Raw genomic sequence first — 26,966 nt, 5'->3', positions numbered from 1 at the left:
GAGAGCCGTGCGATGAGCAAGATGCCGACAGGATGGGATACTACTGCCCACAACAGCTGGCTGGCGGGCCAGCGCCAGGTTGCCATCCAGCAACTGCTGGCCCGGCTCAACGGCAGCGCAGCCAAGCCGATTGCCTTGCAGCTGCAGTTTGCCTATTACCTCTTTCTGTGCGATGACCCGGCTTCCGCGGCGCAGGTGCTGGAGATGGCCCACAAGGCCGAACCCGGCAATGACGAGGTGCTGCGCAACCTCTGCGCTTGCCTGTCGCGGGCCGGTCAGTACGAGCTGGCAGTAGCACGCTTGCAGACCTTGCTGCAGCGCGTCCCCGACGATTTCCATGCGCTGGACGCCCTCTGCGCCTCGCTGGCCAAGCAGGATCGCTACGATGAGGCCGCCCTGGCGGGAACCCGCTCATTGACCCTGAAGGCCCGGTCGGCGGGCAAGGCGCCACCATCCTGGTCATTGCCTGCGGCAGAACCGGCCGTCTGGTTGGCCGATGGCAGTGGCAAGCTGGATGTCATCGCTTTTTCCCTGTGGGGCAGTGAGCCCCGTTATCTGCGGGGGGGCCATCGACAATGTGCTGGCAGCGGCCTATCTCTACCCGGGCTGGCGGGTGCGTTTCTACGTGGATGAGAGCGTGCCGGCCGAGTTGCTCGCTGCGCTGCGCGAACTGGGGGCTGAGCTCTTGTTGCAACCTGCCGGTCAGACTTTGCGTCAGCGTTTGTGCTGGCGCTTCCAGGTGGCCAATGATCCATTGGTGGGGCGCTTCCTGGTGCGGGATGTGGATTCGGTACCGGGCGTGCGCGAGCGGCTGGCGGTACAGGAGTGGCTTGCATCGACGCGCTGGTTTCATATCATGCGCGACTGGTGGAGTCATACCGATCTGGTGCTGGCGGGGATGTGGGGCGGGGTGGCCGGCGTATTGCCACCGTTGGCACCCCTGCTCGAAGGCTATCAGCCCGACGTGATGGAGACGCCAAACATCGACCAATGGTTTTTGCGCGATCGGCTCTGGGGTTATCTCTCGCAGAGCTGTCTGGTACACGATCGCTGCTTCACGCCGCCAGGCGCCATACCCTGGCCGCAGCCCGCCCCTGGCGGGAGCAAGCATGTGGGGCAGGATATCTTTACGGCACAAAGGGAGCCGCAGGCCCGTCGGCTGGCGCCCTGGATTGCCCGTTTGCCGTGTTTACGTTGAGGACAATGATGGAACAGAAGAAACGGATCTGGGTGGCGGTCGGCGTCATCGAGAACGAACGGGGCGATATCTTCATCGCCAAGCGCTCCGCCGATCGCCATCAGGGGGATCGCTGGGAGTTTCCAGGCGGCAAGGTGGAAGCCGGGGAGGATCTGCTTACTGCGCTGGATCGCGAACTGTGGGAAGAGATCGGGATCCGGGTGCAGGATTGCGCCCCCTTCATGGAACTGCATCACGACTATCCGGACAAGCAGGTGCTGCTGGATATCTGGAAGGTGACCCGCTTCAGCGGCGAGCCGTTCGGCAAGGAGGGGCAGGAGTGTCGCTGGGTGCCGCTGGCCTCGCTGCACGAGTACCATTTCCCCGACGCCAATGGCCCGATCGTGACGCGCCTGCAGGCATCGCTGGCTGCACAGGGCTGATGTGAATCGCAGTGCATACCAAAATAAAAAGGGCCGTATCGGCCCTTTTTATTTGCTGGCTTACTGCCACTGCTCCCCTTCTTCGGGGTATGGTAGCAGCTCCGGGTCTATTTCCCCCGGGATCCGCTTCTCCTCGTCGGCCCACTCGCCGAGATCGATCAGCTGGCAGCGCTTGCTGCAGAACGGGCGAAACGGGCTTTGCGGGCCCCATTCCAGCTCGGTTTGGCAGGTCGGGCACTTTACTTTGGTCACCATGAATACTCCTCAGCAGCAGGCAAGCTGGAAGGGGACATCACCGATCTGCTGCTCCGTGGTGGGCAGGAAACGCAGGGCGAACCGGTTCTTGTGGCCGCTCAGGGTGGGGTAGCACTGCTGGGTGCCGGTCAAACGAATGCGGATCAGCTCGGCGCTCTCGGCAGTGTCCTGGAAGAAGCCATTGACGGCAACCTGCTCGCTGAAGTTGCCGGACTCACGCCACAGTCGCAGCAGCAGGGAGATGGCGTTCATCAACAGATTGATGTCGCTCAGCCACAGCTGCATCTGCTGATGACGGGCGATGGCCGGGGTGGCCAGCCAGTGGTGCAGTTGCGGCACGTCGAAGGCGCACAACCCGCCCGGAATGGAGAAGCGCTGGCGAATGGAGCCGAGCAGCCGATCCTCTTTGAGGCGGGCACCGGGACGTGGGGCACTCAGCAGGTTGCGGGAGAGCTGGGCGCTCTCCTGTTGCATCTGGCTGATCTGCTCCAGGTCGACATCGGGCAGGCTGGCCCAGTGGCTCAGGCGCTGGCCGAGGCGCTCCAGATCCTTGATCAGATCGGCGCGCAGGTCGCCGCGTTCCAGCAACTCCTGCAGGTCGAACAGACCCTTGAAAAAGGCGATATGTGCCCAAGACTGGTCGCTCTCCAGATTGTCGCGGATCTGGGAAAACAGGGACTCCAGACGAAGATAGGTCCGGCTTTTTTCATTGAGGGGAAAATCGTAAATCATGCCTAATCCTGGCCAGCCATAAACCGGCCTAGTGTACTCACAGTTGGCGGGCTTGTTGAGAGGCAAATGCCAGATATGTCTCGTGCAGCGTTAAAATTCGGCTCTTTATCGCCTCGGGCGTGCCATTCTGGTTATCCAGCACATCGTCGGCTGCCGCCAGCCGTTCGGCCCGGCTCGCCTGGGCGGCCAGGATGGCTTGGGCCTGCTCGCGGCTCACGCCGTCCCGGCGGCAGGTTCGTTCAATCTGGGTCGCCTCGTCCACGTCGATCACCAGTACCCGATTGGCCAGGGCAGTGAGCCGGTTTTCCACCAGCAAGGGCACTACCAACAAGCAATAGGGGGAGCGAGCGGCCGCACACTGGCGCTGCATCTCGGTGCGAATGAGGGGGTGGAGCAGAGCGTTGAGCCAGCCCTTGGCCTGCGGGTCAGTGAAGACCCGCTCACGCAGCCGACGGCGATCGAGCTGGCCAGCGGGAGTGATGACTGCTGAGCCAAAATGGGCAGTAATGGCGGCCAGGGCCGGGGTACCGGGCTCGACGACCTCGCGGGCGATGACGTCCGCATCCACTACTTCGATGCCGAGCTCTGCAAACTGATTGGCAACCGTGGTCTTGCCGCTGCCAATTCCGCCGGTGATTGCGACTACATACATGGGTCAGTGCTGCCTTTGATCAGAGAAACGTCGTGAGGTACCAGCGGGTGATGGTATCGCCCCACAGCAGCGCGATCCAGCCGGCGATGGCCAGGTAGGGGCCGAAGGGGATGGGTTTGTTCTGATGATGGTTGTGCAGCAGGATGAGACCAATCCCGATGAAAGCGCCCACCAGCGACGAGAGCAGCAGCACTATGGGCAGTGCCTGCCAGCCGAGCCAGGCACCCAGCGCCGCCAGCAGCTTGAAGTCGCCATAGCCCATCCCTTCCTTGCCGGTCAGCAGCTTGAAGGCCCAGTAGAGGCTCCAGAGTACCAGATAGCCGGCCATGGCGCCGATCACCGCATCGGCCAGCGGTGCAAATCCCCCTGCCAGGTTGAACAGCAAGCCGCCCCACAGCAGTGGCAGGGTCAGCTGGTCAGGCAGCAGCATTTTGTCCAGATCGATGAAAGTGAGTGCCACCAGTACCCAGGTGAGCAGCAGGGCGGCCAGCAAGCCCCAGCCCGGTGGGAATGTTGCGGCGACGACCAGCGAGAGCAGGGATGTCAGCAGTTCCACCAGAGGATAACGGGCCGAGATGGGGGCTTGGCATTCACGGCAGCGCCCCTTGAGCCAGAGCCAGCTGAGCAGAGGGATGTTCTCCATGGCCGTGATGGCGTGGCCGCAATGGGGACAGGCAGAACGCGGCACCATCAGGTTGTAGCGCTCTTCCTGCTGCGGCTGTATTTCCGGATTGAAATAGCCGAGATACTCGGCCTGCCACTCCCGCTCCAGCATGATGGGCAGGCGATGAATGACCACGTTGAGAAAACTGCCGATCATCAGGGAAAAGAGGAATACCAGCGAGAAATAGAGCCAGGGCAGGCTGTGAAAAACGTCAGTGATCAGCAACATTGAGTCTCGGATTGATGGGGGATCAGTGGATCACCGACCCCAGTTTGAAGATGGGCAGATACATGGCGACCACCATGCCGCCGACCAGAACCCCCAGCACCACCATGATGAGAGGTTCCAGCAGGCTGGTGAGGCCGTCGACCAGATCGTCCACCTCCTGCTCGAAGATGGTGGCGACCTTGGAGAGCATATCATCGATGGCGCCAGACTCCTCGCCGATCATCACCATCTGGATCACCATGTCCGGGAACAGATCGACGGTGCGCATGGCCACGTTGATCTGCATGCCGGCCACCACCTCGTTGCGAATGGCCATGACGGCAGTGCGGTAGACATAGTTGCCGGAGGCGCCAGCTGCAGAAACCAAGGCATCCACCAGTGGAATACCGGCGGAGAAGGTAGTGGAGAGGGTGCGGGCGAAGCGGGCCATGGCGGCCTTGTGCAATATCATGCCGACCACGGGGATGGTCAATATGAACTTGTCGGTGTTGTCCTTGACCTTCTGGGAGGCGCGCCAGGCGCGCACGTAGAGAAAGATGGCGAGCGCTATGCCGCCAAAGATCACATACCACCAGTTCTGCATGAAACGGGAGATGCCGATAACGAACTTAGTGAAGATGGGCAGCTCGGCGCCGAAACTCTTGAAAATGTCCTCGAACTGGGGAATGACGAACAGCAGCAGGATGGAGGTAACGACAATGGCCACCAGGATAACCATGGTGGGGTAGAACATGGCTTTCTTGATCTTGGACTTGAGGGCTTCCGATTTCTCGCGATAGGTAGCGATGCGATCGTAGATGGTCTCCAGGGCGCCGGACTGCTCACCAGCCTCCACCAGATCGCAGTAGAGATCGTCAAAGTGACGGGGATGGCGGCGTAGCGCCTCCGACATGGGCGTACCGGTCTCCACATCGGCGGCAATCTGGCCCATGAGCTCGCGCATGGCTGCCTTCTCGTGGCTGCGAGCGATGATCTGCAGGCTCTGGACCAGAGGTACGCCGGCTGACAGCATGGTGGTGAGCTGGCGGGAGACGACGGCGATGTCCATCGGCTTGACCTTGGCGCCGCCCTTGGAGAAAAGCCCCTGGCTCTTCTTGCTCACCTTGGTGACGTTGACACCCTGTTTGCGCAGCTCTGCCTTGACCGTGTTGATGCTGTCGGCCTGCAATTCGCCGGAGACCTTTTGGCCCTTGCGATTCACCCCGCTCCAGCGAAAGGCGAAGACTTTTTTGGGGGCATTCTGTTTCTGGGTTAGCGTTGCCATCACTGCGTCCTGCAATGGGGCTCGGGTTGCTCGTCATGAGGAGAAGCAGCCTCGGCCTGATGGAAATCGCCAGGGCCGGCGGCACCTGGATGAATCGGCTGAGCGAAAGACACTGTCAGTTGGTTGTTACCCGGTTTATCTCCGCCAGACTGGTCACCCCCAGGCGGGCCTTCTCGAGGCCGGAGGTGCGCAAGGTACGCATGCCTTCTTTCTGGGCGATGGCGGCAATCTGCAGAGAGTTGGCCCCCTGCATGATCAATTTTGCGATGTTTTCAGACATTAGCATGATTTCGTAGATGCCGACCCGGCCCTTGTACCCACCCGAGCACTCTTTGCAGCCAACCGGTTTGAACAGCCGCAAGCCAGCGGCCAGCTGCTGCTGGGTAAAACCCAGCTCAAGCAGCTCAGCCTCGGGCACCACTTCGGGGACTTTGCAGTGATCGCACAGTTTACGCGCCAGCCGTTGAGCCATGATCAGGGTGACCGAGGAGGCGATATTGAAGGCGGGGACCCCCATGTTCATCATCCGGGTCAGCGTTTCAGCCGCCGAGTTGGTGTGCAGGGTGGATAGCACTAGGTGGCCGGTCTGGGCGGCCTTGATGGCAATTTCAGCGGTCTCCAGATCCCGGATTTCACCTACCATGACCACATCGGGGTCTTGGCGCAAGAAAGAACGCAGGGCGCTGGCGAAGGTCAGCCCGGCCTTGGGATTGACCTGTACCTGATTGACGCCGGGCAGGTTGATCTCCACCGGATCTTCGGCGGTGGAGATATTGACCTCGGTGGTATTGAGAATGTTGAGACCGGTATAGAGCGAAACCGTCTTGCCCGAACCGGTAGGGCCGGTCACCAGGATCATGCCTTGCGGCTTCGATAGGGCACGCAGGTATTGCGCTTTCTGCCGATCGTCAAAACCGAGCTGCTCAATGTTGAGGCGTGCCGCGGAGGAGTCGAGCAAACGGATAACGATCTTTTCGCCCCACATGGTGGGCAGGGTATTGACCCGCATATCCATTGACTTGTTGCGCGACAGCTTGAGCTTGATGCGACCATCCTGGGGCAGTCGCCGCTCAGCGATGTCGAGCCGTGCCATCACCTTGAGGCGGGCGGAGAAGCGGTTGGCCAGGTTGACCGGTGGGGTCGCTATTTCATGCAGGATCCCGTCTATCCGAAAGCGGATACGATATTTGGTCTCATAGGGTTCGAAGTGGAGGTCGGAGGCTCCGCGCTTGATGGCATCCATCATGATTTTGTTGATGTATTTGACGATGGGCGCGTCGTCGTCGGCCGTATTGACGCTCTCGTCGAGCCGCGACCCCTCGTCAGACACTTCCAGTTCGGAGATCTCGGATTCATCAATGTCCTCCATGCCGAGGGCATCCTGATCGCTCTCCATCAGCTTGCCGATGGCTGTGGTGAGTTTGTTCTCCTCGACCAGCAGCGCCTCGGTATGCAACCCGAAGCTGAAGCCAAAATCCTCCAGTGCAGACACATTGGTCGGGTCTGACATGGCGATATAGAGGGTGTGGCCTTGGGTATAGATGGGCAGGACGTGATGTTTTTCAATCAGCTTTTGATTGAGGTATTTCTGCGGGATCTCGGCCAGGTCGAAGGCGGCAAGATCCAGCAGAGGTACCCCATACTCCAGCTCGCAGAAGTCCGCCAATGCTTTGCTGTCGAGGATTTCGTTTTCGATCAGAAAGGTCACAAAAGGTTTGCGCTGTGCCTTGGCTTGGCTCAGATAGCGTTGTGAGTCGGACTCACTGAGCAGGGAAGAGGCGGCCAGGCTTAACGCCAGGCCGCTATTGGGGCTGGAGGTCATGCTAACTCAGCAAATTCCATCCGCAACACAGGTGCCAACAGAACCGCTTGGATTTGACTCCCATTTAACTCTCCCACTTTCTTCAGTGCCTTGTAGGATATAGGTTTTATCAACCGGTGCATTTCCTTCAGCCTCGATCTTATATACAGCAGAGCCTTGGTTGCCTGAACTAGACACAGTTACGCTTTTTACTATGGCAGTTGCAACACTGCCACTCACCGCATTATTCCCGGTAGTAACGCATGTCGCTGGGGCATTACCTGCTTGGCTACAAATCTCTACTGCTGTTTTTGCTGCGCCAGTAGCGGTAACTACTTCTGTAAATTTCGCTTTTTTGGTGTAGGTCTGATATGCCGGCAGCGCGATGGCCGCCAAAATGGCGACGATCGCGACCACGATCATCAATTCGATAAGGGTAAAGCCTGATTGTTTCTTCATTTCAAATATCCTTTTTGTCCTTGGTTCCTGGGAAGTGCCGGTGGAAAACTATCCACACGTCAGTATCTTATCCGAGCTGTTTGACTTGGCAACAGAGGCCGGGGTCTTTGTTAACAATCTTTCTGTCATTTGCGAAAATTTTGATATAAATCATGGATGAAGAGTCCCTATCGACTCTTTTTTACTGGCGGGGATGGGTCCATCTCACACTCCTTTGCCGAGGGATCCTGCCTTAAAGAAAAGGCGCCCGTGGCGCCTTTTGCAAGTCCTTCATCTTGTTATATGTCAGCGACAAGATGGGGGCATGATGATGCCTCTCCGGCTAGATGAATCGCATCGAGAGATCCAGAGCGCGGACATGCTTGGTCAGTGCACCGACCGAGATAAAATCGACTCCAGTTGCGGCATAGTCAGCCAGGGTATCCAGCGTGACGTTGCCAGATACCTCCAGCTTGGCCCGGCCCTGATTGAGGGCAACCGCCTCGCGCATCATGGGAATGTCGAAGTTATCCAGCATCACTATGTCAGCGCAGGCAGCCAAGGCCTGCTCCAGCTCGACCAGAGATTCTACTTCCACCTCTACCGGTTTACCCGGGTTGAGACGGCGCGCTTCGCTGATGGCTTCAGCAATGCCGCCACAGGCGAGAATGTGGTTCTCCTTGATGAGGTAAGCGTCGAACAGGCCGATCCTGTGATTCTTGCCACCGCCGCAGGTGACAGCGTACTTCTGGGCGCTGCGCAGTCCCGGCAGGGTCTTGCGGGTATCGAGCAGCCGACAATCGGTATCTGCCAGCTCGGCCACGTAGCGAGCGGTAAGAGAGGCCACTCCGGAGAGGGTCTGCACGAAGTTGAGGGCATTGCGCTCACCGGTCAGCAACACGCGGGCCGGGCCGTGCAGGCGAAACAGTTCCTGATTGGGGGAGAGCACTTCGCCATCTTGTACCAGCCATTCAACTCTGACTTCGCCACCAAGCTGGACAAACACCTCATCGACCCAGGGCTGGCCGCAAAATACGCCCCCCTCGCGGGTGATGACCCTGGCGCTGGCGAGGCGATCCGCCGGGATCAGCTGGGCCGTGATGTCGGCGCTGGCATCGGGTTGATCCAACGGGGTGAGGGCATCGCCCAAGTCTTCGAGTAGCGCGGCGCGCACGGCGCGGCGGATGTCCTGTTGTAGCATGCCTTTTATTCCTGCAAAGGTCTGAGCAGCAACTGCCGCTCCTTTTGAACCAGCTCCAGCCGGCCGAGGGCGTTCATGCCTACCAGCACCTCGTCGCCAGCCGCTGCCGGATTGATGAAGATGGCCAGATCGTACAAGGTCAGTGGTCCCATCGCCAGCGTTTCGATGGTGCCGTTGCCGACCCGGATAAAGCCGGCTGCCGTATTCACCTGACTGCTGCCGCGGGCGGTCAGGCCAAGCCGCTCGGCGAGCTGTTGTGGCACGGTAATGCGCGTCGCACCGGTATCGAGCAGCAGTTGCACCGGCTGACCGTTGATGGCACCCTCCAGACGATAGTGGCCGCTGGCATCGGCCTTGAGCAGCAGGTCGCCGCTGGCGGTGACTGATGGTTGTTCGCGGGCATGAAAATAGAGGGTCAGCAATCCCATCAGGGAGAGCCAGGCCAGCAACCAGAAGCGGCGTGCCATCGGGTGCATATCCTTTCCTGAGTCGAGCGGAAGATGGCTCAGCCTACCACAGTTGCCCGTTGTCATGAGGTGACTGCGATGAGCCTGAGAGGTGGATCGCCTTGTTGCCCGTCCAGTGTTGCCAGATGCGCCATCCCATTGCAGAGCGAGTAGACAATGACTCAGCCTAAAATAGTTTTTTCCATTGATTCAGACGGTTGGTGTGAGCAAGCCCGCAAGGTGCCATCACCACACCACAACGAGCGGGCTACTCCGAGCGATATCTCCCTGCTGGTGGTGCATGGTATTAGCCTGCCGCCTGGCGAGTTTGGCGGTCCCTTCATCGATGATCTTTTCCTTGGGCGGCTCGATCCCGATGCTCACCCCTATTTTGCCGGTATCCATCAGCTGCGGGTCTCGGCACATTGCCTGATCCGGCGCGACGGTGAGCTGGTGCAATATGTGCCGTTTGGTGCCAGAGCCTGGCATGCGGGGGTATCGAGCTGGCAAGGACGAGAGGCGTGCAACGACTTTTCTATCGGGATCGAGCTGGAAGGGACCGATGAGCAGCCCTACACGGATGCACAATACGAGGCATTGGTCGGGCTCAGCCGAACCTTGTCTAGCCATTACCCCGCTATTACGGCGGATCGCATCGTCGGCCATTGCGACATAGCGCCGGGGCGCAAGACGGATCCGGGTGACAGTTTCGAATGGCCGCGCTACCGTCAGGCACTCAACTTTAAGTAATTATTCTAAAAATAAGTTTGTGTTTTTAAAACAATGGCTTGCCTTTATGGCAGGCCATTTTTGCTGGCTGTTGATCAAATGTTGCCTGTGAGCGATGTCAAAAATATTGGTCTGACCAATTTCTATGAGCTAAATCATAAATCCCTCTCTTTACCCCTTAAGTGGCAAGGTTGATTCTTGATTCAGATCATCTTTTGGGTGGACTTTTCCCATGCCCTCTGCTAATTTTCGCCCCATTCATGAAATTGGTAATACCAATTTAACAAAGCAGCCTCATGCCCTATCTCAAGATTACTCAACCCAAGTTGGCCGACGCCATTGTCGCCGAGCTGGAACAGATGATTCTGGAAGGCAGTTTGCAGCCGGGCCAGAAGTTGCCGCCCGAGCGGGAACTGGCCATCCAGTTTCAGGTGTCGCGCCCCTCGCTGCGCGAAGCCATCCAGCGCCTCGAGGCAAGAGGACTCTTGTATCGTCGTCAGGGCGGCGGCACTTACGTACAAAACGCCTTGAGCAAAGGGATCGCCGATCCCCTGTTCGAGCTGCTCAGCACTCACCCGGAAGCCCAGTATGACCTGCTGGAGTTTCGCCACGCACTGGAAGGCATCTGTGCCTACTATGCTGCGTTACGGGGTACGGACGCCGATTTCGAGCGCATCCGTCAAGTGCAGTCCGCCATCGAGGAGGCCGGCCAGCAAGGCTCGCTGGTCAGCGAATCCGCTGCCGTCACCCAGTTCTATCTGGCGGTGGCCGAGGCGTCCCACAACGTGGTGCTGTTGCATCTGCTGCGGGCCATGGGCCCCATGCTTGAGCAGAACATTTTACGCAATAACGAAATTCTGAATCGCCGTCCGGGAGTGGTCGCCAAGATCCGTCGCCATCGCGCGCATCTGATCGAGGCTATCCTGTCGGGGGCTCCGGAGCGGGCCAGGGCAGCTTGTCATGAGCACCTGGCCTTTATCGAGGACACCTTGTTGGATATGCAGAGGGAAGACAGCCGGATCCAGCGATCCATGCGTCGGATCCGTCAGCAGGAAAACTAATCCCACAAGGCTTTATTGTCGAATGCTTGCGCCCTTCGCCGTGCAATGCCGTGCAATCACAACAAAATAGGAACCAGCCATGTCTGATATCCTGAAGAACGATGTGGACCCGATAGAAACGCTGGAGTGGCTTGCCTCTCTGGAATCCCTGCTGCGTGAAGAGGGTCCCCAACGCGCTCAGTTCATCCTTGAACAGTTGGCCGAGAAAGCCCGCGCAAGCGGTGTGGACGTGGCTGCCAAGGCAAACCGCGATTACATCAACACCATCCCGTCCAGCGAAGAGCCGGACTACCCGGGCGACCTGGAGATGGAGCGCCGCATTCGCGCTATCATCCGCTGGAACGCCATGATGATCGTGCTGCGCGCTTCCAAGAAAGACCTGGACCTGGGTGGTCACATGTCTTCCTTCGCTTCTTCCGCGACCATCTACGAAGTCTGCTACAACCACTTCTTCCGCGCTCGCAGCGAGAAGGACGGTGGTGACCTGGTCTACTTCCAGGGTCACATCTCCCCGGGTATCTATGCCCGTGCCTTCGCCGAAGGTCGTCTGACCGAAGAGCAGCTGGACAACTTCCGTCAGGAAGTGGATGGCAAGGGTATCCCTTCCTACCCGCACCCGAAACTGATGCCGGACTTCTGGCAGTTCCCGACCGTCTCCATGGGTCTGGGCCCCATCGCCGCCATCTATCAGGCTCGCTTCCTGAAGTACCTGACCGACCGTGGCATCAAGGATTGCTCCGAGCAGACCGTTTACGCCTTCCTGGGTGATGGCGAGATGGACGAGCCGGAAGCCAAGGGCGCCCTGACCGTTGCCGTGCGTGAAAAGCTCGACAACCTGGTGTTCGTGGTCAACTGCAACCTGCAGCGTCTGGATGGTCCGGTTGTCGGCAACGGCAAGGTCATCAACGAGCTGGAAGGCCTGTTCTCCGGCGCCGGCTGGGATGTCACCAAGGTGATCTGGGGTCGCAAGTGGGATGAGCTGCTGAAGAAAGACACTTCCGGCAAGCTGATCCAGCTGATGAACGAGACCGTGGACGGTGACTACCAGACCATGAAGTCCCGTGATGGCGGCTACGTGCGTGAGCATTTCTTCAACCGTTACCCGGAAACCGCCGCGCTGGTCAAAGACATGACCGACGAGGAGATCTTCGCCCTGAACCGCGGTGGTCACGATCCTCGCAAACTGTTTGCCGCCTTCTCCAAGGCTGCGGCGACCAAGGGCAAGCCGACCGTGATCCTGGCCAAGACCATCAAGGGTTACGGCATGGGTGAAGCGGCCGAAGGCAAGAACATCGCTCACCAGGTCAAGAAGATGGATCTGGGCTCCGTGCGTCACCTGCGCGATCGTTTCAACCTGCCGGTCACCGACGAGCAGCTGGAAACCCTGCCGTACCTGAAGATCGAAGAAGGTACCGAAGAGCACAAATACCTGCACGCCCGCCGTGCCGCGCTGAAGGGCTATGTACCGACCCGTCTGCGCGAGAGCACCACCAAGCTGGAAATCCCTGCGCTGGATGCTTTTGGTCCGCTGCTGGGTGAACAGGCGCGCGAGATCTCCACCACCATGGCGTTCGTGCGTTCCCTGAACGTGATGCTGAAAGACAAGTCCATCGGCAAGCGCATCGTCCCGATCCTGGCTGACGAAGCCCGTACCTTCGGTATGGAAGGTCTGTTCCGCCAGATCGGTATCTACAGCCCGCACGGTCAGCAGTACACCCCGCAAGACCGCGACATCGTCTCCTACTACAAGGAAGACAAGCAGGGTCAGGTTCTGCAAGACGGCATCAACGAGCTGGGCGCCATGTCCTCCTGGCTGGCTGCTGCGACCTCTTACAGCACCAACGATTGCCCGATGATCCCGTTCTACATCTACTACTCCATGTTCGGCTTCCAGCGGATCGGCGACATGGCGTGGGCAGCCGGTGACCAGCAAGCCCGTGGCTTCCTGCTGGGTGCGACCTCCGGTCGTACTACCCTGAACGGCGAAGGTCTGCAGCACGAAGATGGTCACAGCCACATCCTGGCCAACACCATCCCGAACTGCGTCTCCTACGACCCGTCCTACGCCTATGAAGTAGCGGTGATCGTACAGGACGGTCTGCGTCGCATGTACGGTGAGAAGCCGGAGAACGTCTTCTACTACATCACCACCCTGAACGAGAACTACGCCATGCCGGCCATGCCGGAAGGCGCCGAGGAAGGCATCCGCAAGGGTATCTACAAGCTGGAAACCGTGGCCGGCACCAAGGCCAAGGTACAGCTGCTTGGTTGTGGTTCCATCCTGGGTCACGTGCGCACCGCCGCCCAGATCCTGGCCAGCGAGTACGGCATCGGCTCCGATGTGTTCAGCGTCACCTCCTTCAACGAGCTGGCTCGTGACGGTCAGGATGCGGATCGCTGGAACATGCTGCACCCGAATGCAGATGCTCGCGTACCGTACATCGCTCAGGTACTGGGTTCTGAAGCCACCATCGCCGCGACCGACTACATGAAGTCCTTCGCCGATCAGGTGCGTGCCTTCGTACCGACTGAGAACTACCGCGTGCTGGGTACCGACGGTTACGGCCGTTCCGACAGCCGTGCCAACCTGCGTCGTCACTTCGAAGTGAACGAATTCTACGTGGTGGTTGCTGCCCTGACCGAACTGGCCAAGCGCGGCGAGGTAGACAAGCAGGTTGTGGCTGACGCCATCGCCAAGTACGGCATCGATGCCGACAAGGTCAACCCGCTGTACGCGTAAGAGGATCAAGTGTCGTGCCGGGACTCGCTGCCCGGCACGACCTTGCAAAGGTTAACGCGAGAGACGCGTGACAGCAGTCGGTCACGCGGATGCACGCAAGAGGATAAAGCACAATGTCCAAACAGATTATGGTGCCGGATATCGGCGCCGATGAAGTTGAAGTCACCGAGATCATGGTGGCCGTGGGTGACAAGGTCGAACTCGATCAGTCCATCATCGCGGTAGAAGGCGACAAGGCCTCCATGGAAGTACCGGCCCCGTCCGCCGGTATCGTCAAAGAGATCCTGATCAAGGTGGGTGACAAGGTTGCCACCGGTTCCCAGATTATGATCTTCGAAGCCGAAGGTGCTGCCGCACCTGCGCCGGTTCAGGCCGCTGCCCCGGTTGCAGCCGCACCGGCCGCCGCTCCTACTGCTGCCGCTCGCAAAGACGTGCACGTGCCGGACATCGGTGACGACGAAGTGGACGTGACCGAGATCATGGTTGCCGTGGGCGACATGGTTGAAGCCGACCAGTCCATCATCGCCGTGGAAGGTGACAAGGCCTCCATGGAAGTACCGGCACCGTTCGCGGGCCGCGTGGTCGAGATCAAGGTCGCCGCCGGTGCCAAGGTCTCTACCGGTTCCCTGGTGATGGTCTTTGAAGTGGCTGGCGCCGCTCCTGCCGTTGCTGCTGCTCCGGCCCAGGCTGCCGCTCCCGTGGCTGCTGCCCCGGTTGCCGCCGCTGCCAAAGAGGTCAATGTACCGGATATCGGTGGCGACGAAGTCGAAGTCACCGAGATCATGGTCGCCGTGGGTGACAAGGTTGAAGCCGACCAGTCCCTGATCGCCGTGGAAGGTGACAAGGCCTCCATGGAAGTGCCTGCGCCGTTCGCCGGTGTGGTCAAAGAGATCAAGGTGAAGGCGGGTGACAAGGTCTCCACCGGTTCCCTGATCATGGTATTCGAAGTGGCTGGTGCTGCTCCGGCCGCCGTAGCTGCCCCGGTTGCTCAGGCTGCCGCCCCGGTCGCTGCTGCCCCTGTTGCCGCAGCTCCGGCTCCGGTTGCTCAGGCTGCTGCTGCCTCCGACTTCGTTGCCAACGATGCCTACGTGCACGCCTCTCCGGCCGTGCGCCGTCTGGCTCGTGAGTTCGGTGTCAACCTGGCCAAGGTGAAAGCCTCCGGTCGCAAGGGCCGCATCGTCAAAGAAGACGTGCAAGCCTACGTGAAGGATGCGGTCAAGCGCGCCGAGTCCGCTCCAGCTGCAGGTACCGGTACTGGCAACGGTAACGGCATGAGTGTGCTGGCGTGGCCGAAGGTCGATTTCAGCAAGTTCGGTGATGTGGAAGAGGTCGATCTGACCCGCATCCAGAAGATCTCCGGTCCGAACCTGCACCGCAACTGGGTCATGATCCCCCATGTCACCCAGTTCGACGAAGCCGATACCACCGAGCTGGAAGCGTTCCGCAAAGAGCAGAACGCGATGCTCGAGAAGCAGAAGGCTGACGTGAAGATCACCCCGCTGGTGTTCATCCTGAAAGCCGCCGCCAAGGCGCTGGAAGCCCATCCGCGCTTCTGCAGCTCCCTGTCCGAAGATGGCAGCAAGCTGATCATGAAGAAGTACATCCATATCGGTGTGGCGGTGGATACCCCCAACGGCCTGGTTGTGCCCGTGGTGCGCGACGTCAACAAGAAGGGCATCATGGAGCTGTCTCGCGATCTGGCCGAGATCTCCAAGAAGGCCCGTGCCGGCAAGCTGACCGCTGCCGACATGCAGGGCGGTTGCTTCACCATCTCCAGCCTGGGTGGCATCGGCGGTACCAGCTTTACCCCGATCGTCAACGCGCCAGAAGTGGCCATCCTGGGCGTCTCCAAGTCCGAGATGAAGCCGAAGTGGAACGGTAAAGAGTTCGCGCCGCGCCTGATGCTGCCGCTGGCTCTGAGCTACGACCACCGCGTCATCGATGGTGCCGATGGGGCTCGCTTCATCACCACCATGAACGGCGTGCTGTCCGACATTCGTCGACTGGTCCTGTAAGTGAGAGGGCGGGCCCAGAGCCTGCCCTTTTTACTTCTCATTTCGTTAACAGGATTGTAAACTTGCCCCGTTTTTTTCACGGCTGCAGCCGCCTCGTTCTGGTTTAAGACTGCGCTGTCCGGGGATATAAGAACGACAAAGAGGTCATGATGAGTAAAGAAATCAAAACCCAGGTCGTAGTACTGGGTGCTGGCCCTGCCGGTTATTCCGCTGCCTTCCGTGCAGCCGATCTGGGTCTGGATACTATTATCGTCGAGCGTTACTCCACCCTGGGTGGCGTCTGCCTGAACGTGGGTTGCATCCCGTCCAAGGCGCTGCTGCACGTCGCCAAAGTCATTGAAGAAGCCAAGGCGCTGGCCGAGCACGGCATCGTCTTCGGTGCCCCGCAGACCGACATCGACAAGATCCGTCTGTGGAAAGAGAAAGTCATCAACCAGCTGACCGGCGGTCTGGCTGGCATGGCCAAGATGCGTAAAGTACAGGTTGTTAACGGCTTCGGTAAATTCACCGGCCCGAATACTCTGGAAGTGGAAGGTGCCGACGGCAAGACCACCGTGACCTTCGACAACGCCATCATCGCTGCCGGTTCCCGCCCGGTGAAGCTGCCGTTCATCCCGCATGACGACCCGCGCGTATGGGACTCTACCGATGCGCTGGAGCTGACTACCGTTCCTGGCAAGTTGCTGGTTATCGGTGGCGGCATCATCGGCCTGGAGATGGGTACCGTGTACTCCTCCCTGGGTTCCGAGATCGACGTGGTGGAATTTGCCGACCAGCTGGTACCGGCTGCCGACAAAGATATCGTCAAGATCTACACCAAGCGCGTGGCCAAGAAGTTCAACATCATGCTGGAGACCAAGGTCACCGCAGTTGAAGCCCGTGAAGATGGCCTGTACGTTTCCTACGAAGGCAAGCACGCCCCGGCCGAGCCGGTGCGTTACGACAACGTGCTGGTTGCCGTAGGTCGTGTGCCGAACGGCAAGATGCTGGATGCCGAGAAGGCCGGCGTTGCCGTGACCGAGCGCGGTTTCATCGAGGTGGACAAGCAGCTGCGTACCAACGTGGCGCACATCCACGCCATCGGTGACATCGTGGGTCAGCCGATGCTGGCTCACAAGGGTGTGCACGAAGGCCACGTGGCTGCCGAAGTCATCGCCGGCAAGAAGCACTACTTCGATCCGAAAGTGATCCCGTCCATTGCCTACACCGAGCCAGAGATGGCATGGGTTGGTCTGACCGAGAAGGAAGCCAAGCAACAAGGGCTGAACTTCGAAGTGGCCACCTTCCCGTGGGCTGCTTCCGGTCGCGCCATCGCGTCCGACTGCTCCGACGGCATGACCAAGCTGATCTTCGACAAGGAGAGCGGCCGCGTCATCGGTGGTGCCATCGTGGGTACCAACGGTGGTGAACTGCTGGGTGAAATCGGTCTGGCCATCGAGATGGGTGCCGACGCCGAAGACATCGCGCTGACCATCCACGCTCACCCGACTCTGCACGAGTCCGTGGGTCTGGCTGCCGAAGTGTTCGAAGGCTCCATCACCGACCTGCCGAACGCCAAGGCCAAGAAGAAGAAGTAATTCGCTTCTGCCTGTAAAAAAGCCGCTCAATCGAGCGGCTTTTTGTTTTTCAGCGTCTGCTGGCGGTTTAGCAGCGCCCTTTCTTGGCCTGCCCAGGCGGACAGAAGGTGCCGTAGCCCCCTCGATCCCCATCGCTGACCCGGATCCGGGTATCGTCCACGCTCACGTCGGCGCCGTGCACCCGCACCGGCCCGCTGCTGCAGGCGCTGAGCAGACCGCTCAGCAAGATCATCACTACCAGCTTGCCCATAACTCCTCCTCTCATTTTCCTGATTATGGGGCATTTTCAGAGGCGGGTGGAGGCGGCGCAAAGCCCCTGCGTCACGGCCTGCCGTGGTGGCGACAGAGGGCGCCGCAGCGCCTTCTGGCAAGTTGTGTCGAGGTAGCCAGAGGCTACAGGCGGAAGTGGCCGACCAGCTTGTCCAGCTCGCCGGAGAGCTGCTGTAGACCACGACTGGCATCGGTCAGCTGGTGCGCAATGTCGGCGGTCTCCATGGTGAGCTGGTTGATGTCCTCCACGTTGCGGTTGAGTTCGCCGACCACGCTCGACTGCTCTTCGGTGGCGGTAGCGACCTGGATGTTCATGTCGTTGATCTGGGTGATGTGGGCGGTTATCTGGCCGAGGGCGCCGTTGGCCTCGTCAGCCTGGGTCACGACGGCGAGGCTCTGGCTGCGGCCCTGGGTCATGGCACTGACGGCGCGGGCACTCTGTTCCTGCAACCGGTTGATCATGCCCTGGATCTCGGCGGTGGAGGCGGCGGAGCGGTTGGCGAGGTTGCGCACCTCGTCGGCCACCACGGCGAAGCCGCGACCCTGCTCACCGGCGCGGGCGGCCTCGATGGCGGCGTTGAGTGCCAGCAGGTTGGTCTGCTCCGAGATGCTGCGGATGGTTTCGAGAATGCTGCCGATGGAGTCGGTCTGGGTCGCCAGCGACTCGATCACTCCGGCGACCTGTGCAATCTCGTCGGAGAGACCGACGATGCCGTGGCGCGCCTGGGCGACCACGCCGGCACCCGCATCCGCCTGTTCGTTGGCCTGTCTCGCCACTTCTGCGGCGAGGGAGGCGTTGCCGGCGATCTCGGTGACGGTGGCGCCCATCTGGTGGATGGCGGTGGCCACCTGCACGGTGCGGTCGCGCTGGGCGGTACAGTTCTGCTGGGTCAGCTGGGCCTTGGCGGCCACCTCGTCGGCCGTGGCGGCCAGCTGATGGGAGTTGCGGGCCACCTGCTCGATGGCGCTATGGATCTTGCTGACGAAGTGATTGAAGCTCACCGTGATCTCCGCCAGCTCGTCATTGCCGTTCAGCTGGGCACGGGAATCCAGCGCCAGGTGTTCGGCGGCATAGCCGATGTACTGCTGCAGGAAGCCGACCCGGCGCTTGAGGTTCATCAGGATGAGTACCGAGACCAGCAGCGAGATGAGGATGGCACCGGTGATGATGCTGATCATCTGCAGCCGCCCGCTGGCATAGCTCTGTTCACCGAGCTGATGGCGCTGCTGGGCCTGCTGGATCAGGCCGTCGAGCAGGGCGTTGGCATCCTTGCGCATGGCGCCGTAGGTGACGGTATAGCGATCCCGATAGATGCCCCTTGCCGCTTCCATGTCGCCCTGTTCCAGCGCCTGCAACATGGGAGCCAGCTCGTTGCTCGCCATTCCCTCGAACTGGCTGAGCAGCTGCTGGGCATTGGCTTTGGCGGCGGGGTCGGTCTGGGCGGTAACGGCCTGTTGCATGGCCTGACGCATCTCAGGAATGTCCTCCTCCCGGCTTTCCTTGACCCGGGTGATGACCCCCTTCGCATCTTTGAGGGAGGTATCCTGCAGCAGCATCATGTCGATGCCGACTCGCATGCGGGGAATGCGCGACACCACCTCCGCCATGGCGCGCATGGGGGTGGCGGTGTTCTGGTAAAGCTCGGTGGATTGTTGCTGGATGGTGCCCATGCTCTTGAGGCTGGCACCGCCCACCAGCAGCAGGGCGAGACAGGGCACGGTGACAGCCAGGATCAGCTGCAATTTGAGCGTCAGTTTACCTTCTAGCATGGGTTTTCCTCGCTGATCATGACGATGTGAATTATCAGAGTATAAATCGACGGATTTGGCGCCAACTTGAGTTTTTGTTAACAAACGGCCAACAAAAAGGGGCGCCATAGCGCCCCTTATGATGTCAGAAGTCTTAGAGCCGGAAGTTGCCGACCAGCTTGTCCAGTTCGCCGGAGAGGTGCTGCAGGCTGCGGCTCGACTCGGTCAGCTGGTGGGCGATGTCGGCGGTCTCCATGGTGAGCTGGTTGATGTCTTCCACGTTGCGGTTGATCTCGCCCACTACGCTGGACTGCTCCTCGGTGGCGGTGGCGACCTGGATGTTCATGTCGCTGATCTGGGTGATGTGGGCGGTGATCTGGCCGAGGGCGCCGTTGGCCTCGTCAGCCTGGGTCACCACTTCCAGACTCTGGTTGCGGCCCTGGGCCATGGCGCTGACGGCGCGGGCGCTCTGCTCCTGCAGCCGGTTGATCATGCCCTGGATCTCGGCGGTGGAGGCGGCAGAGCGGCTGGCGAGGTTGCGCACCTCGTCGGCCACCACCGCGAAGCCACGCCCTTGCTCCCCGGCGCGGGCGGCCTCGATGGCGGCGTTGAGCGCCAGCAGGTTGGTCTGCTCCGAGATGCTGCGGATGGTGTCGAGGATGCTGCCGATGGAGTCGGTCTGGCTGGCCAGCGACTCGATCACCCCGGCCACCTGCTCAATCTCGCCGGAGAGGCCGACGATACCGTGACGGGCCTGGGCTACCACCAGGGCGCCGGCGTCGGCCTGTTCGTTGGCCTGCTTGGCCACATCGGCCGCCAGTGAGGCATTGCCGGCGATTTCACTCACGGTGGCGCCCATCTCGTGGATGGCGGTGGCTACCTGCACGGTGCGATCCCGCTGGGCGGTACAGTTGTGCTGGGTCAGCTGGGCCTTGGCGGCCACCTCGTTGGCGGTGGCGGCGAGCTGGCGGGAGTTGCTCGCCACCTGCTCGATGGAGCCGTGGATCTTGGCGACGAAGTTGTTGAAGCCGGTGGCCACCTGGGCCAGTTCATCCCGCCCCTCCACCTTGAGGCGCTGGGTCAGATCGCCGTCGCCGCTGCCGAGTTCGCGGAACAGGCGGGCCAGCTGGTTGAGCGGGCGGCTGACCGAGCCGGCCAGCAGCATGCCGAGCAGCCCCATGCCAGCGGCGATGGCCAGGCTCACCAGCAGGATGTGCAGGCGGGCCCGGTCCAGCTCGGCATAGATCTCCGCTTCCGGCACCTGGGCCACCAGATACCAGTCGAGCAGGGGAATGTAGCTGCTGGCCAGCACCACCGGCTGGCCGTCGATCTCGGCGTGGGTGGCGGCAAAGGGCTGCTTGTTCAGCAGGTTGCCGCTACCGCTTGCCAGCTGGGCCAGGCTGTCACGGTCGATGCGGCTGGCGTCTGGGTGCAGTTTCACCTTGCCGCTGCCGTCGGTCATAAACACGAAGCCGCTGTCGCCGATACGGAAGTTGGCGAGCATGCTGACCATGCTGTCGAGGGACTTGGCGAGGCCGGCGAGGCCGCGGCCATTGAGCTGCTGGAAGTTGACGAACAGCTTCACCTCGCCGTTGCTCTCGCGAAAGATGCTGAGCATCAGGTCTTGCTGGCTCTTGGTGTAGCCATAGAACCAGGCATCCTGCTCCGGGGTGAGGTTGCGCAGGAAGCCATCCTGGTTGTAGTAGGCGGCGCTCTGGCGATCGGCGAAAGAGGCGGTGACCAGCCCGTACTGGGCTGCCATGTCTTTGAGCTGGTCGATCAGGATCGACTCCTGCTCCTTGGGCATGCCGCGGGCCACCCAGTCCAGCACGAAGCGATCGTTGGCCAGTTGTCTGGCGGCGCCGGCGACCGAGGTGAGATCCTTCTCGATCTCCTTGCCGATGCGTTGGGTCAGGTTGGGCAGCTCCTGCTCGAACATGCGGCTTTCGATCAGCTGCTGCGCCGAGCGCTGGCTGAAGTAGCCTACCAGCAGGCAGGAGAGCACCACGGCCAGGGTGACCGTGGCCAGGATTTTCTGTTTGAGTGTCAGGCTTGCAAGCATAGGAGTGACTCGGGTGTGTGAACACGGGATTGAGGACATATTAGCGGCAGCCCGGCGTCACCCTTGATAGGCCGACCCACTTTATTGACGGATTACGTTTGCGCTCACATCGCCGCATGGGCGGCCAGCGTCGCAATGCGTGCCGATATCCCCTGCGAACTGTTGCGGTTCGCCGGCCGCCCCTTATAGTAGGCTTCACTGCCTAGCTGGCTCGCCCTGGATTCAATGGAAAATCATATGCGCATCTTTCGTCGAGGATGGAACCCCCTGTTCCTGATATTGCTGGCCTGTCTGCCGCTGATGGCAGCGGCCCAGTCCGAGCGGCCCAAAATTGCCCTGGTGCTCAGCGGCGGCGGCGCCAAGGGGGCGGCCCACATCGGCATCCTCAAGGTGCTGGAAGAGAAGCGCATCCCGGTCGACATCATAGTGGGCACCAGCATGGGTTCCTACGTGGCGGGCATGTACGCCATGGGGCTCAGCGCCGAAGAGGTGGAGCGCACCACCCTGGCCATCGACTGGAACAAGGGCTACCAGGACAAGGTGGGGCGTGACGAGCTCTCCCTGCGCAAGAAGCAGCAGAGCGAGCAGTATCAGCTGCGTACCGACATCGGGATCAATGGCGACTCGGTCCAGTTCCCAGACGGTTTCTTCCAGGGCCAGTCCATGGCCAGCCTGCTGCGCCACGCCACTTCCAACCTGCCGGTGCAGAAGAGCTTCGATGATCTGCCCATTCCCTATCGCGCCATGGCGACCGACATGGAGACGGTGACCCCCTTCGTGCTGGACCACGGCAGCCTCGCCAAGGCGATGCAGGCGTCCATGTCCATTCCCGGCGCCCTCAAGCCGGTGGAGTGGGAGGGACACATCCTGGCCGATGGCGGCACCGTCAACAACATGCCGGTGGATGTGGCCAAGGCGATGGGGGCTGACGTGGTGATCGCGGTGGACATCAGCGCCAAGCTGCGCACCCGCGAGTCCTTGAAGTCGGGGCTGGCCATGATCGATCAGCTCACCACCTACATGACCCAGGTCGGTACCGAGAAACAGAAGGCGCTGATGGGGCCCAGGGACGTATTGCTGACGCCTGAGTTTGGCAACATGGGCATCGCCGACTTCGCCCTGATGCCGGAGGGGATCAAGCTCGGGGAGCAGGTGGCCAACCGCGCCTCGGCCCAGCTGGATGCGCTCTCTCTGTCGCCCGCCGCCTATACCGCCTATCGCAACCAGAAGCTGAGCCGGCGCGCCGAGCGCAGCGGCCAGCCCGCCTACTACATCGACAAGGTGGAGATCATCAACAAGTCCCGTCTCTCCGACGAGACGGTGCGCGCCATGCTGAAGGTGCGGCCCGACAAGATCCAGACCAACGAGAGCCTGGAGGCGGGCATTCGCCGGCTCTATGCGCTGGAGTCGTTCGATCGCATCACCTACGAGGTGGAGGAGCGGGGCGGCGAGAACGTGCTGGTGGTCAACGCCAGCGAGAAGAACTGGGGGCCGGGCTACCTCAACTTCCAGTTCGGCTTCTCCGATGACTTCGAGAGCAGCTCCAACTACAACGTGGGCATGTCCTACACCCTCACCAACGTCAACGACTGGGGCGCAGAGTGGCTGACCGAGGCATCGCTCGGCACCGCCAAGCACTTCAAGACCGACTTCTACACCCCGCTGGAACCCTCCCAGACCTTTTTCGGCGAGGCGAGCCTGGCCTATGACAAGACCCAGCGTCGCATCTTCATTCCCGAGGAGACGCGGGCGGCGGATGGGGTGAGCTATGTCGACTCCGAGTACAACTTCACCAACGTCGATCTGGCGGTAGGCTGGAATCGCCAGCCCTGGAGCCGCCTCTCGCTCGGGTTGGAGGGGAAGGTAGGCGACATCGACGTGCGCAACGTAGCGAATGCCAAGGTGGATGCCTCCTCCTGGGGCCCCTATGTCCGCTTCGAGCACGATACCCTCGACAGCCGCTACTTCCCCTATCAGGGTGCCTACTGGGACATCAAGGGGGGGTACTCCGCCGTCCGGCTGGATAATAACGATGACATAGATGATCGCTATGAGGGGGTCAACTACCACCTGGCGATGGTCAAACCCTGGTCCTGGGACAGACACAGCCTGAACCTGTTGCTGGAGGGCGGGGGCTCCACTTCGCAGGAAGAGCTGCCGCTGTTCGTGCAGGATCTGGGCGGCTTGTTCCGCATGTCGGGCTTCCAGCGCTATCAGCTGAGCGGCCGCTACAGCCTGTTTGGCGGGCTGCGCTACATCTACCGGGTGGCGGACAACGACTTCGGCGCGCTGCGGGCGCCGCTCTATCTGGGCGGCTCCCTCGAGCAGGGCGGGGTGTGGGACAAGGGTGAAGACATCAGCATGGAGAGCTCCTTCACCGCCGGCTCCGTCTACGTGGGGGTGGAGAGCTTCCTCGGCCCCATCTTCCTCGGCTACGGCATGGCGGAGGGGGGCAACGACATGTTCTATCTGCAATTGGGCAGCACATTCGAATAACGGCCAAATGATGCCTTTTTGTTAACTTATTTCTGGTGTGCCATTTATCTGTTTGTAAAACACCAGCAACTTTAGATGGTTATGTTGTTTTGATGAATATCTGTACAGGCTTTGGATTTTAATTAGTCGTTAAAACTTATATAGTGGGGGGCACCCTACGGGTGTCCCGCAAGGACGATCGCCGCGAGCGTGGGCGAACCCCAAAAAAAGACCAAAGAGGAATTAGTCGTGCTTGAAACATACCGTAAACACGTCGCAGAACGTGCCGCCGAAGGCGTGGTTGCCAAACCTCTGGACGCAGAGCAGGTCGCCGCCCTGGTTGAGCTGCTCAAGAACCCGCCCGCCGGCGAACAAGACTTTCTGAAAGAGCTGTTGTCCTCCCGTATTCCCCCTGGTGTTGATGAAGCGGCCTATGTCAAAGCCGGCTTCCTCACCGCCGTCGCCAAGGGCGAAGCCCACTCTCCCATCCTGAGCGCTGCCGAAGCCGTCGAGCTGCTGGGCACCATGCAGGGTGGTTACAACATTCAGCCGCTGATCGACCTGCTGGACCACGCGACCCTGGCTCCTCTTGCCGCCAAGGGCCTCTCCCACACCCTGCTGATGTTCGACTCCTTCCACGACGTGGAAGAGAAGGCCAAGGCGGGCAATGCCCACGCCAAGCAGGTGATGCAATCCTGGGCCGACGCCGAGTGGTTCCTCTCCCGCCCCGAGCTGGCCGAGAAGATCACCGTTACCGTGTTCAAGGTGACCGGCGAAACCAACACCGACGATCTGTCGCCGGCGCCGGACGCCTGGTCCCGCCCGGACATTCCGCTGCACGCGCTGGCCATGCTGAAGAACGCCCGTCCCGGCATCACCCCGGACAAGGATGGCGTCATCGGCCCCATCAAGACCATCGATGCGCTGAAAGAGAAAGGTTTCCCGCTGGCTTACGTGGGTGACGTGGTCGGTACCGGCTCTTCCCGTAAATCCGCCACCAACTCGGTGCTCTGGTTCATGGGCGACGACATTCCGCACGTGCCAAACAAGCGCGCCGGCGGTGTCTGCCTCGGCGGCAAGATTGCCCCGATCTTCTTCAACACCATGGAAGATGCCGGCGCCCTGCCCATCGAAGTGGACGTCTCCAAGCTGGAGATGGGCGATGTGATCGACATCTACCCGTTTGCCGGCAAGATCTGCAAGCACGGCACCGACCAGGTGCTGGCGCAGTTTGAACTGAAAACCGACGTGCTGATCGACGAAGTGCGCGCCGGTGGCCGTATTCCGCTGATCATCGGCCGCGGCCTGACCGACAAGGCCCGCGAAGCGCTGGGTCTGCCGTTCTCCACCGTGTTCCGCCGTCCGCAGCCGGTGGCCGATACCGGCAAGGGCTTCACCCTGGCCCAGAAGATGGTGGGCAAGGCGTGCGGCGTGAAGGGCATTCGCCCCGGCACTTACTGCGAACCCAAGATGACCACGGTCGGCTCCCAGGACACCACGGGCCCGATGACCCGCGACGAGCTCAAAGATCTGGCCTGCCTCGGCTTCTCCGCCGATCTGACCATGCAGTCCTTCTGCCACACCGCGGCCTATCCCAAGCCCATCGACGTGCAGACCCACCACACCCTGCCGGACTTCATCATGAACCGCGGCGGTGTCTCCCTGCGTCCGGGCGACGGCGTCATTCACTCCTGGCTGAACCGCATGCTGCTGCCGGATACCGTGGGTACCGGCGGTGACTCCCACACCCGTTTCCCCATCGGTATCTCCTTCCCGGCAGGCTCTGGCCTCGTGGCCTTCGCCGCCGCCACCGGCGTGATGCCGCTGGACATGCCGGAATCCGTGCTGGTGCGCTTCAAGGGCGAGTTGCAGCCGGGCATCACCCTGCGTGACCTGGTCCATGCCATCCCCTACGCCGCCATCCAGAAAGGGCTGCTGACCGTCGAGAAAGCGGGCAAGAAGAACATCTTCTCCGGCCGCATCCTCGAGATCGAAGGTCTGCCGACCCTGAAGGTAGAGCAGGCGTTTGAGCTGGCGGACGCCAGCGCCGAGCGTTCCGCCGCCGGTTGCACCATCAAGCTGGATAAAGAGCCGATTATCGAGTATCTGAAGTCCAATATCGTGATGCTGAAATGGATGCTGTCCGAAGGCTATGGCGACGTACGCACCATCACCCGCCGCATCAAGGGGATGGAAGAGTGGCTGGCCAACCCGGTGCTGATGGAAGCGGACAAGGATGCCGAGTACGCCGAAATCATCGAGATCGATCTGGCCACCATCAAGGAGCCGATCCTGTGCGCGCCGAACGATCCGGACGATGCCCGTCTGCTGAGCGACGTGGCTGGTGACAAGATCGACGAGGTGTTCATCGGTTCCTGCATGACCAACATCGGCCACTTCCGCGCCGCCGGCAAACTGCTCGAGAAGTATCAGGGCGAGCTGCCGACCCGCATGTGGATCGCGCCGCCCACCAAGATGGACAAGGATCAGCTGACCGAAGAGGGCTACTACGGCATCTTCGGCCGGGTCGGTGCCCGCATCGAGATCCCGGGCTGCTCCCTGTGCATGGGCAACCAGGCGCGGGTAGCGGAAGGGGCCTCCGTGGTCTCCACCTCCACCCGTAACTTCCCGAACCGTCTGGGCAAGGGTGCCAACGTCTATCTGGCCTCTGCCGAGCTGGCTGCGGTTGCCGCCATCATCGGCAAGATCCCGACCGTGGCCGAGTACCTGCAGTACGCCAAGACTCTGGACGCCACTGCGGCCGACACCTATCGCTACCTCAACTTCAACGAGATCGCCTCCTATACCAAGAAGGCCGATGCGGTGATCCTGCAGCAAGCGGTATAAGGGTCGGCGCCGCCATGGCGCTCCCGTGCTGATGCAAAGCCCCGGCCCGTGCCGGGGCTTTTGTTTGCATTCTCATCAGCCGCTGCTCGTTTTTTGCTCTCATTAGGGCCCGATTCAGCATCGGCTGTTAAGGTGGGCGG

Annotated in this window: 20 protein-coding genes and 1 pseudogene; 9 read left to right on the top strand and 12 right to left on the bottom strand. The window is 60.8% G+C overall.

All coding sequences use genetic code 11. The annotated features are described in order from the left end of the window. Positions 1-12: 12 nt before the first annotated feature. Together OKC44_RS22160 and mutT are read left to right on the top strand one after the other, a co-directional pair. Positions 13-1,198, top strand: a pseudogene (locus OKC44_RS22160) (tetratricopeptide repeat protein). Positions 1,199-1,206: 8 nt separating this feature from the next. Continuing rightward, a complete protein-coding gene (gene mutT / locus OKC44_RS18825) occupies positions 1,207-1,620 on the top strand; it encodes an 8-oxo-dGTP diphosphatase MutT (protein WP_016352173.1) in 414 nt (137 codons plus the stop codon). A gap of 60 nt (positions 1,621-1,680) precedes the next feature. On the opposite strand, the gene yacG is transcribed toward mutT, so the two are convergent. The 9 genes from yacG to OKC44_RS18780 form a co-directional block, all read right to left on the bottom strand. Beyond that, a complete protein-coding gene (gene yacG / locus OKC44_RS18820; RefSeq protein WP_005305661.1) occupies positions 1,681-1,875 on the bottom strand; it encodes a DNA gyrase inhibitor YacG in 195 nt (64 codons plus the stop codon). A gap of 9 nt (positions 1,876-1,884) precedes the next feature. Then, entirely contained in the window at positions 1,885-2,607 is a 723-nt protein-coding gene (zapD, locus tag OKC44_RS18815; RefSeq protein ID WP_024945431.1) for a cell division protein ZapD, read from the bottom strand. Positions 2,608-2,644: 37 nt separating this feature from the next. Beyond that, positions 2,645-3,259, bottom strand: a complete 615-nt coding sequence (gene coaE / locus OKC44_RS18810) for a dephospho-CoA kinase (RefSeq protein ID WP_024945430.1) — start codon at positions 3,257-3,259, stop codon at positions 2,645-2,647. A gap of 19 nt (positions 3,260-3,278) precedes the next feature. Next, entirely contained in the window at positions 3,279-4,151 is an 873-nt protein-coding gene (locus OKC44_RS18805; RefSeq protein ID WP_270814561.1) for a prepilin peptidase, read from the bottom strand. A 22-nt stretch (positions 4,152-4,173) separates the two neighbouring features. Beyond that, a complete protein-coding gene (locus tag OKC44_RS18800; RefSeq protein ID WP_270814560.1) occupies positions 4,174-5,415 on the bottom strand; it encodes a type II secretion system F family protein in 1,242 nt (413 codons plus the stop codon). A gap of 115 nt (positions 5,416-5,530) precedes the next feature. Next, a complete protein-coding gene (tapB, locus tag OKC44_RS18795) occupies positions 5,531-7,237 on the bottom strand; it encodes a PilB family type IVa pilus assembly ATPase TapB (protein WP_270814558.1) in 1,707 nt (568 codons plus the stop codon). Positions 7,238-7,243: 6 nt separating this feature from the next. After that, positions 7,244-7,675 carry a pilin gene (locus tag OKC44_RS18790; RefSeq protein ID WP_041216993.1) on the bottom strand — a complete coding sequence of 144 codons (432 nt, stop codon included), beginning with the start codon at positions 7,673-7,675 and terminating at the stop codon, positions 7,244-7,246. A gap of 322 nt (positions 7,676-7,997) precedes the next feature. Then, positions 7,998-8,855 (bottom strand): carboxylating nicotinate-nucleotide diphosphorylase, encoded by an 858-nt coding sequence (nadC, locus tag OKC44_RS18785; protein WP_270814554.1) that lies wholly within the window; start codon positions 8,853-8,855, stop codon positions 7,998-8,000. Between the two features lie 5 nt (positions 8,856-8,860). Next, complete coding sequence (locus OKC44_RS18780) at positions 8,861-9,331, bottom strand: retropepsin-like aspartic protease family protein (RefSeq protein ID WP_270814552.1); 471 nt, start codon at positions 9,329-9,331, stop codon at positions 8,861-8,863. A gap of 147 nt (positions 9,332-9,478) precedes the next feature. Between OKC44_RS18780 and ampD the strand changes: the two genes are divergently transcribed. From ampD to lpdA, 5 genes are all read left to right on the top strand, one after another. Next, complete coding sequence (ampD, locus tag OKC44_RS18775; RefSeq protein ID WP_124251318.1) at positions 9,479-10,051, top strand: 1,6-anhydro-N-acetylmuramyl-L-alanine amidase AmpD; 573 nt, start codon at positions 9,479-9,481, stop codon at positions 10,049-10,051. A gap of 275 nt (positions 10,052-10,326) precedes the next feature. Then, the gene (pdhR, locus tag OKC44_RS18770; protein ID WP_011707564.1) at positions 10,327-11,091 is read left to right on the top strand and encodes a pyruvate dehydrogenase complex transcriptional repressor PdhR; all 765 of its coding nucleotides are present in this window, start codon (positions 10,327-10,329) and stop codon (positions 11,089-11,091) included. 79 nt (positions 11,092-11,170) lie between these two features. Continuing rightward, positions 11,171-13,831 carry a pyruvate dehydrogenase (acetyl-transferring), homodimeric type gene (gene aceE / locus OKC44_RS18765; RefSeq protein WP_011707563.1) on the top strand — a complete coding sequence of 887 codons (2,661 nt, stop codon included), beginning with the start codon at positions 11,171-11,173 and terminating at the stop codon, positions 13,829-13,831. A 113-nt stretch (positions 13,832-13,944) separates the two neighbouring features. Next, positions 13,945-15,846 (top strand): pyruvate dehydrogenase complex dihydrolipoyllysine-residue acetyltransferase, encoded by a 1,902-nt coding sequence (gene aceF / locus OKC44_RS18760; protein WP_270814547.1) that lies wholly within the window; start codon positions 13,945-13,947, stop codon positions 15,844-15,846. Positions 15,847-15,995: 149 nt separating this feature from the next. Further along, positions 15,996-17,423, top strand: a complete 1,428-nt coding sequence (lpdA, locus tag OKC44_RS18755; protein WP_017409445.1) for a dihydrolipoyl dehydrogenase — start codon at positions 15,996-15,998, stop codon at positions 17,421-17,423. Between the two features lie 67 nt (positions 17,424-17,490). Here lpdA and OKC44_RS18750 read toward each other — a convergent pair whose 3' ends face one another. The 3 genes from OKC44_RS18750 to OKC44_RS18740 all read right to left on the bottom strand — a co-directional run bounded on the left by OKC44_RS18750 (position 17,491) and on the right by OKC44_RS18740 (position 21,504). Further along, positions 17,491-17,673 carry a hypothetical protein gene (locus tag OKC44_RS18750; RefSeq protein WP_011707560.1) on the bottom strand — a complete coding sequence of 61 codons (183 nt, stop codon included), beginning with the start codon at positions 17,671-17,673 and terminating at the stop codon, positions 17,491-17,493. 143 nt (positions 17,674-17,816) lie between these two features. Then, a complete protein-coding gene (locus OKC44_RS18745) occupies positions 17,817-19,463 on the bottom strand; it encodes a methyl-accepting chemotaxis protein (RefSeq protein ID WP_201975711.1) in 1,647 nt (548 codons plus the stop codon). Positions 19,464-19,596: 133 nt separating this feature from the next. Next, positions 19,597-21,504 (bottom strand): methyl-accepting chemotaxis protein, encoded by a 1,908-nt coding sequence (locus tag OKC44_RS18740; RefSeq protein WP_041216960.1) that lies wholly within the window; start codon positions 21,502-21,504, stop codon positions 19,597-19,599. A 237-nt stretch (positions 21,505-21,741) separates the two neighbouring features. On the opposite strand from OKC44_RS18740, the gene OKC44_RS18735 reads away from it, so the two are divergent. Together OKC44_RS18735 and acnB are read left to right on the top strand one after the other, a co-directional pair. Continuing rightward, entirely contained in the window at positions 21,742-24,000 is a 2,259-nt protein-coding gene (locus tag OKC44_RS18735) for a patatin-like phospholipase family protein (RefSeq protein ID WP_270814543.1), read from the top strand. 228 nt (positions 24,001-24,228) lie between these two features. Beyond that, positions 24,229-26,826: a bifunctional aconitate hydratase 2/2-methylisocitrate dehydratase gene (gene acnB / locus OKC44_RS18730; protein WP_045788912.1), complete on the top strand. Its 2,598-nt coding sequence runs from the start codon at positions 24,229-24,231 to the stop codon at positions 26,824-26,826. The last annotated feature ends 140 nt before the right edge of the window (positions 26,827-26,966 follow it).

Source organism: Aeromonas sp. S41-2 (assembly GCF_027705845.1).
Lineage (GTDB): Bacteria > Pseudomonadota > Gammaproteobacteria > Enterobacterales > Aeromonadaceae > Aeromonas > Aeromonas hydrophila.
This window is presented reverse-complemented; position numbering and strand designations above follow the sequence as displayed.

Bases quoted from the DNA above. Each gene is read 5' to 3' on its own strand.
- coaE (WP_024945430.1), bottom strand. From the start codon at position 3,259: ATGTATGTAGTCGCAATCACCGGCGGAATTGGCAGCGGCAAGACCACG.
- zapD (WP_024945431.1), bottom strand. From the start codon at position 2,607: ATGATTTACGATTTTCCCCTCAATGAAAAAAGCCGGACCTATCTTCGT.
- aceE (WP_011707563.1), top strand. From the start codon at position 11,171: ATGTCTGATATCCTGAAGAACGATGTGGACCCGATAGAAACGCTGGAG.
- OKC44_RS18740 (WP_041216960.1), bottom strand. From the start codon at position 21,504: ATGCTTGCAAGCCTGACACTCAAACAGAAAATCCTGGCCACGGTCACC.
- mutT (WP_016352173.1), top strand. From the start codon at position 1,207: ATGGAACAGAAGAAACGGATCTGGGTGGCGGTCGGCGTCATCGAGAAC.
- OKC44_RS18745 (WP_201975711.1), bottom strand. From the start codon at position 19,463: ATGCTAGAAGGTAAACTGACGCTCAAATTGCAGCTGATCCTGGCTGTC.
- aceF (WP_270814547.1), top strand. From the start codon at position 13,945: ATGTCCAAACAGATTATGGTGCCGGATATCGGCGCCGATGAAGTTGAA.
- pdhR (WP_011707564.1), top strand. From the start codon at position 10,327: ATGCCCTATCTCAAGATTACTCAACCCAAGTTGGCCGACGCCATTGTC.
- tapB (WP_270814558.1), bottom strand. From the start codon at position 7,237: ATGACCTCCAGCCCCAATAGCGGCCTGGCGTTAAGCCTGGCCGCCTCT.
- OKC44_RS18790 (WP_041216993.1), bottom strand. From the start codon at position 7,675: ATGAAGAAACAATCAGGCTTTACCCTTATCGAATTGATGATCGTGGTC.
- yacG (WP_005305661.1), bottom strand. From the start codon at position 1,875: ATGGTGACCAAAGTAAAGTGCCCGACCTGCCAAACCGAGCTGGAATGG.
- OKC44_RS18800 (WP_270814560.1), bottom strand. From the start codon at position 5,415: ATGGCAACGCTAACCCAGAAACAGAATGCCCCCAAAAAAGTCTTCGCC.
- lpdA (WP_017409445.1), top strand. From the start codon at position 15,996: ATGAGTAAAGAAATCAAAACCCAGGTCGTAGTACTGGGTGCTGGCCCT.
- ampD (WP_124251318.1), top strand. From the start codon at position 9,479: ATGACTCAGCCTAAAATAGTTTTTTCCATTGATTCAGACGGTTGGTGT.
- OKC44_RS18750 (WP_011707560.1), bottom strand. From the start codon at position 17,673: ATGGGCAAGCTGGTAGTGATGATCTTGCTGAGCGGTCTGCTCAGCGCC.
- OKC44_RS18735 (WP_270814543.1), top strand. From the start codon at position 21,742: ATGCGCATCTTTCGTCGAGGATGGAACCCCCTGTTCCTGATATTGCTG.
- nadC (WP_270814554.1), bottom strand. From the start codon at position 8,855: ATGCTACAACAGGACATCCGCCGCGCCGTGCGCGCCGCGCTACTCGAA.
- OKC44_RS18805 (WP_270814561.1), bottom strand. From the start codon at position 4,151: ATGTTGCTGATCACTGACGTTTTTCACAGCCTGCCCTGGCTCTATTTC.
- OKC44_RS18780 (WP_270814552.1), bottom strand. From the start codon at position 9,331: ATGCACCCGATGGCACGCCGCTTCTGGTTGCTGGCCTGGCTCTCCCTG.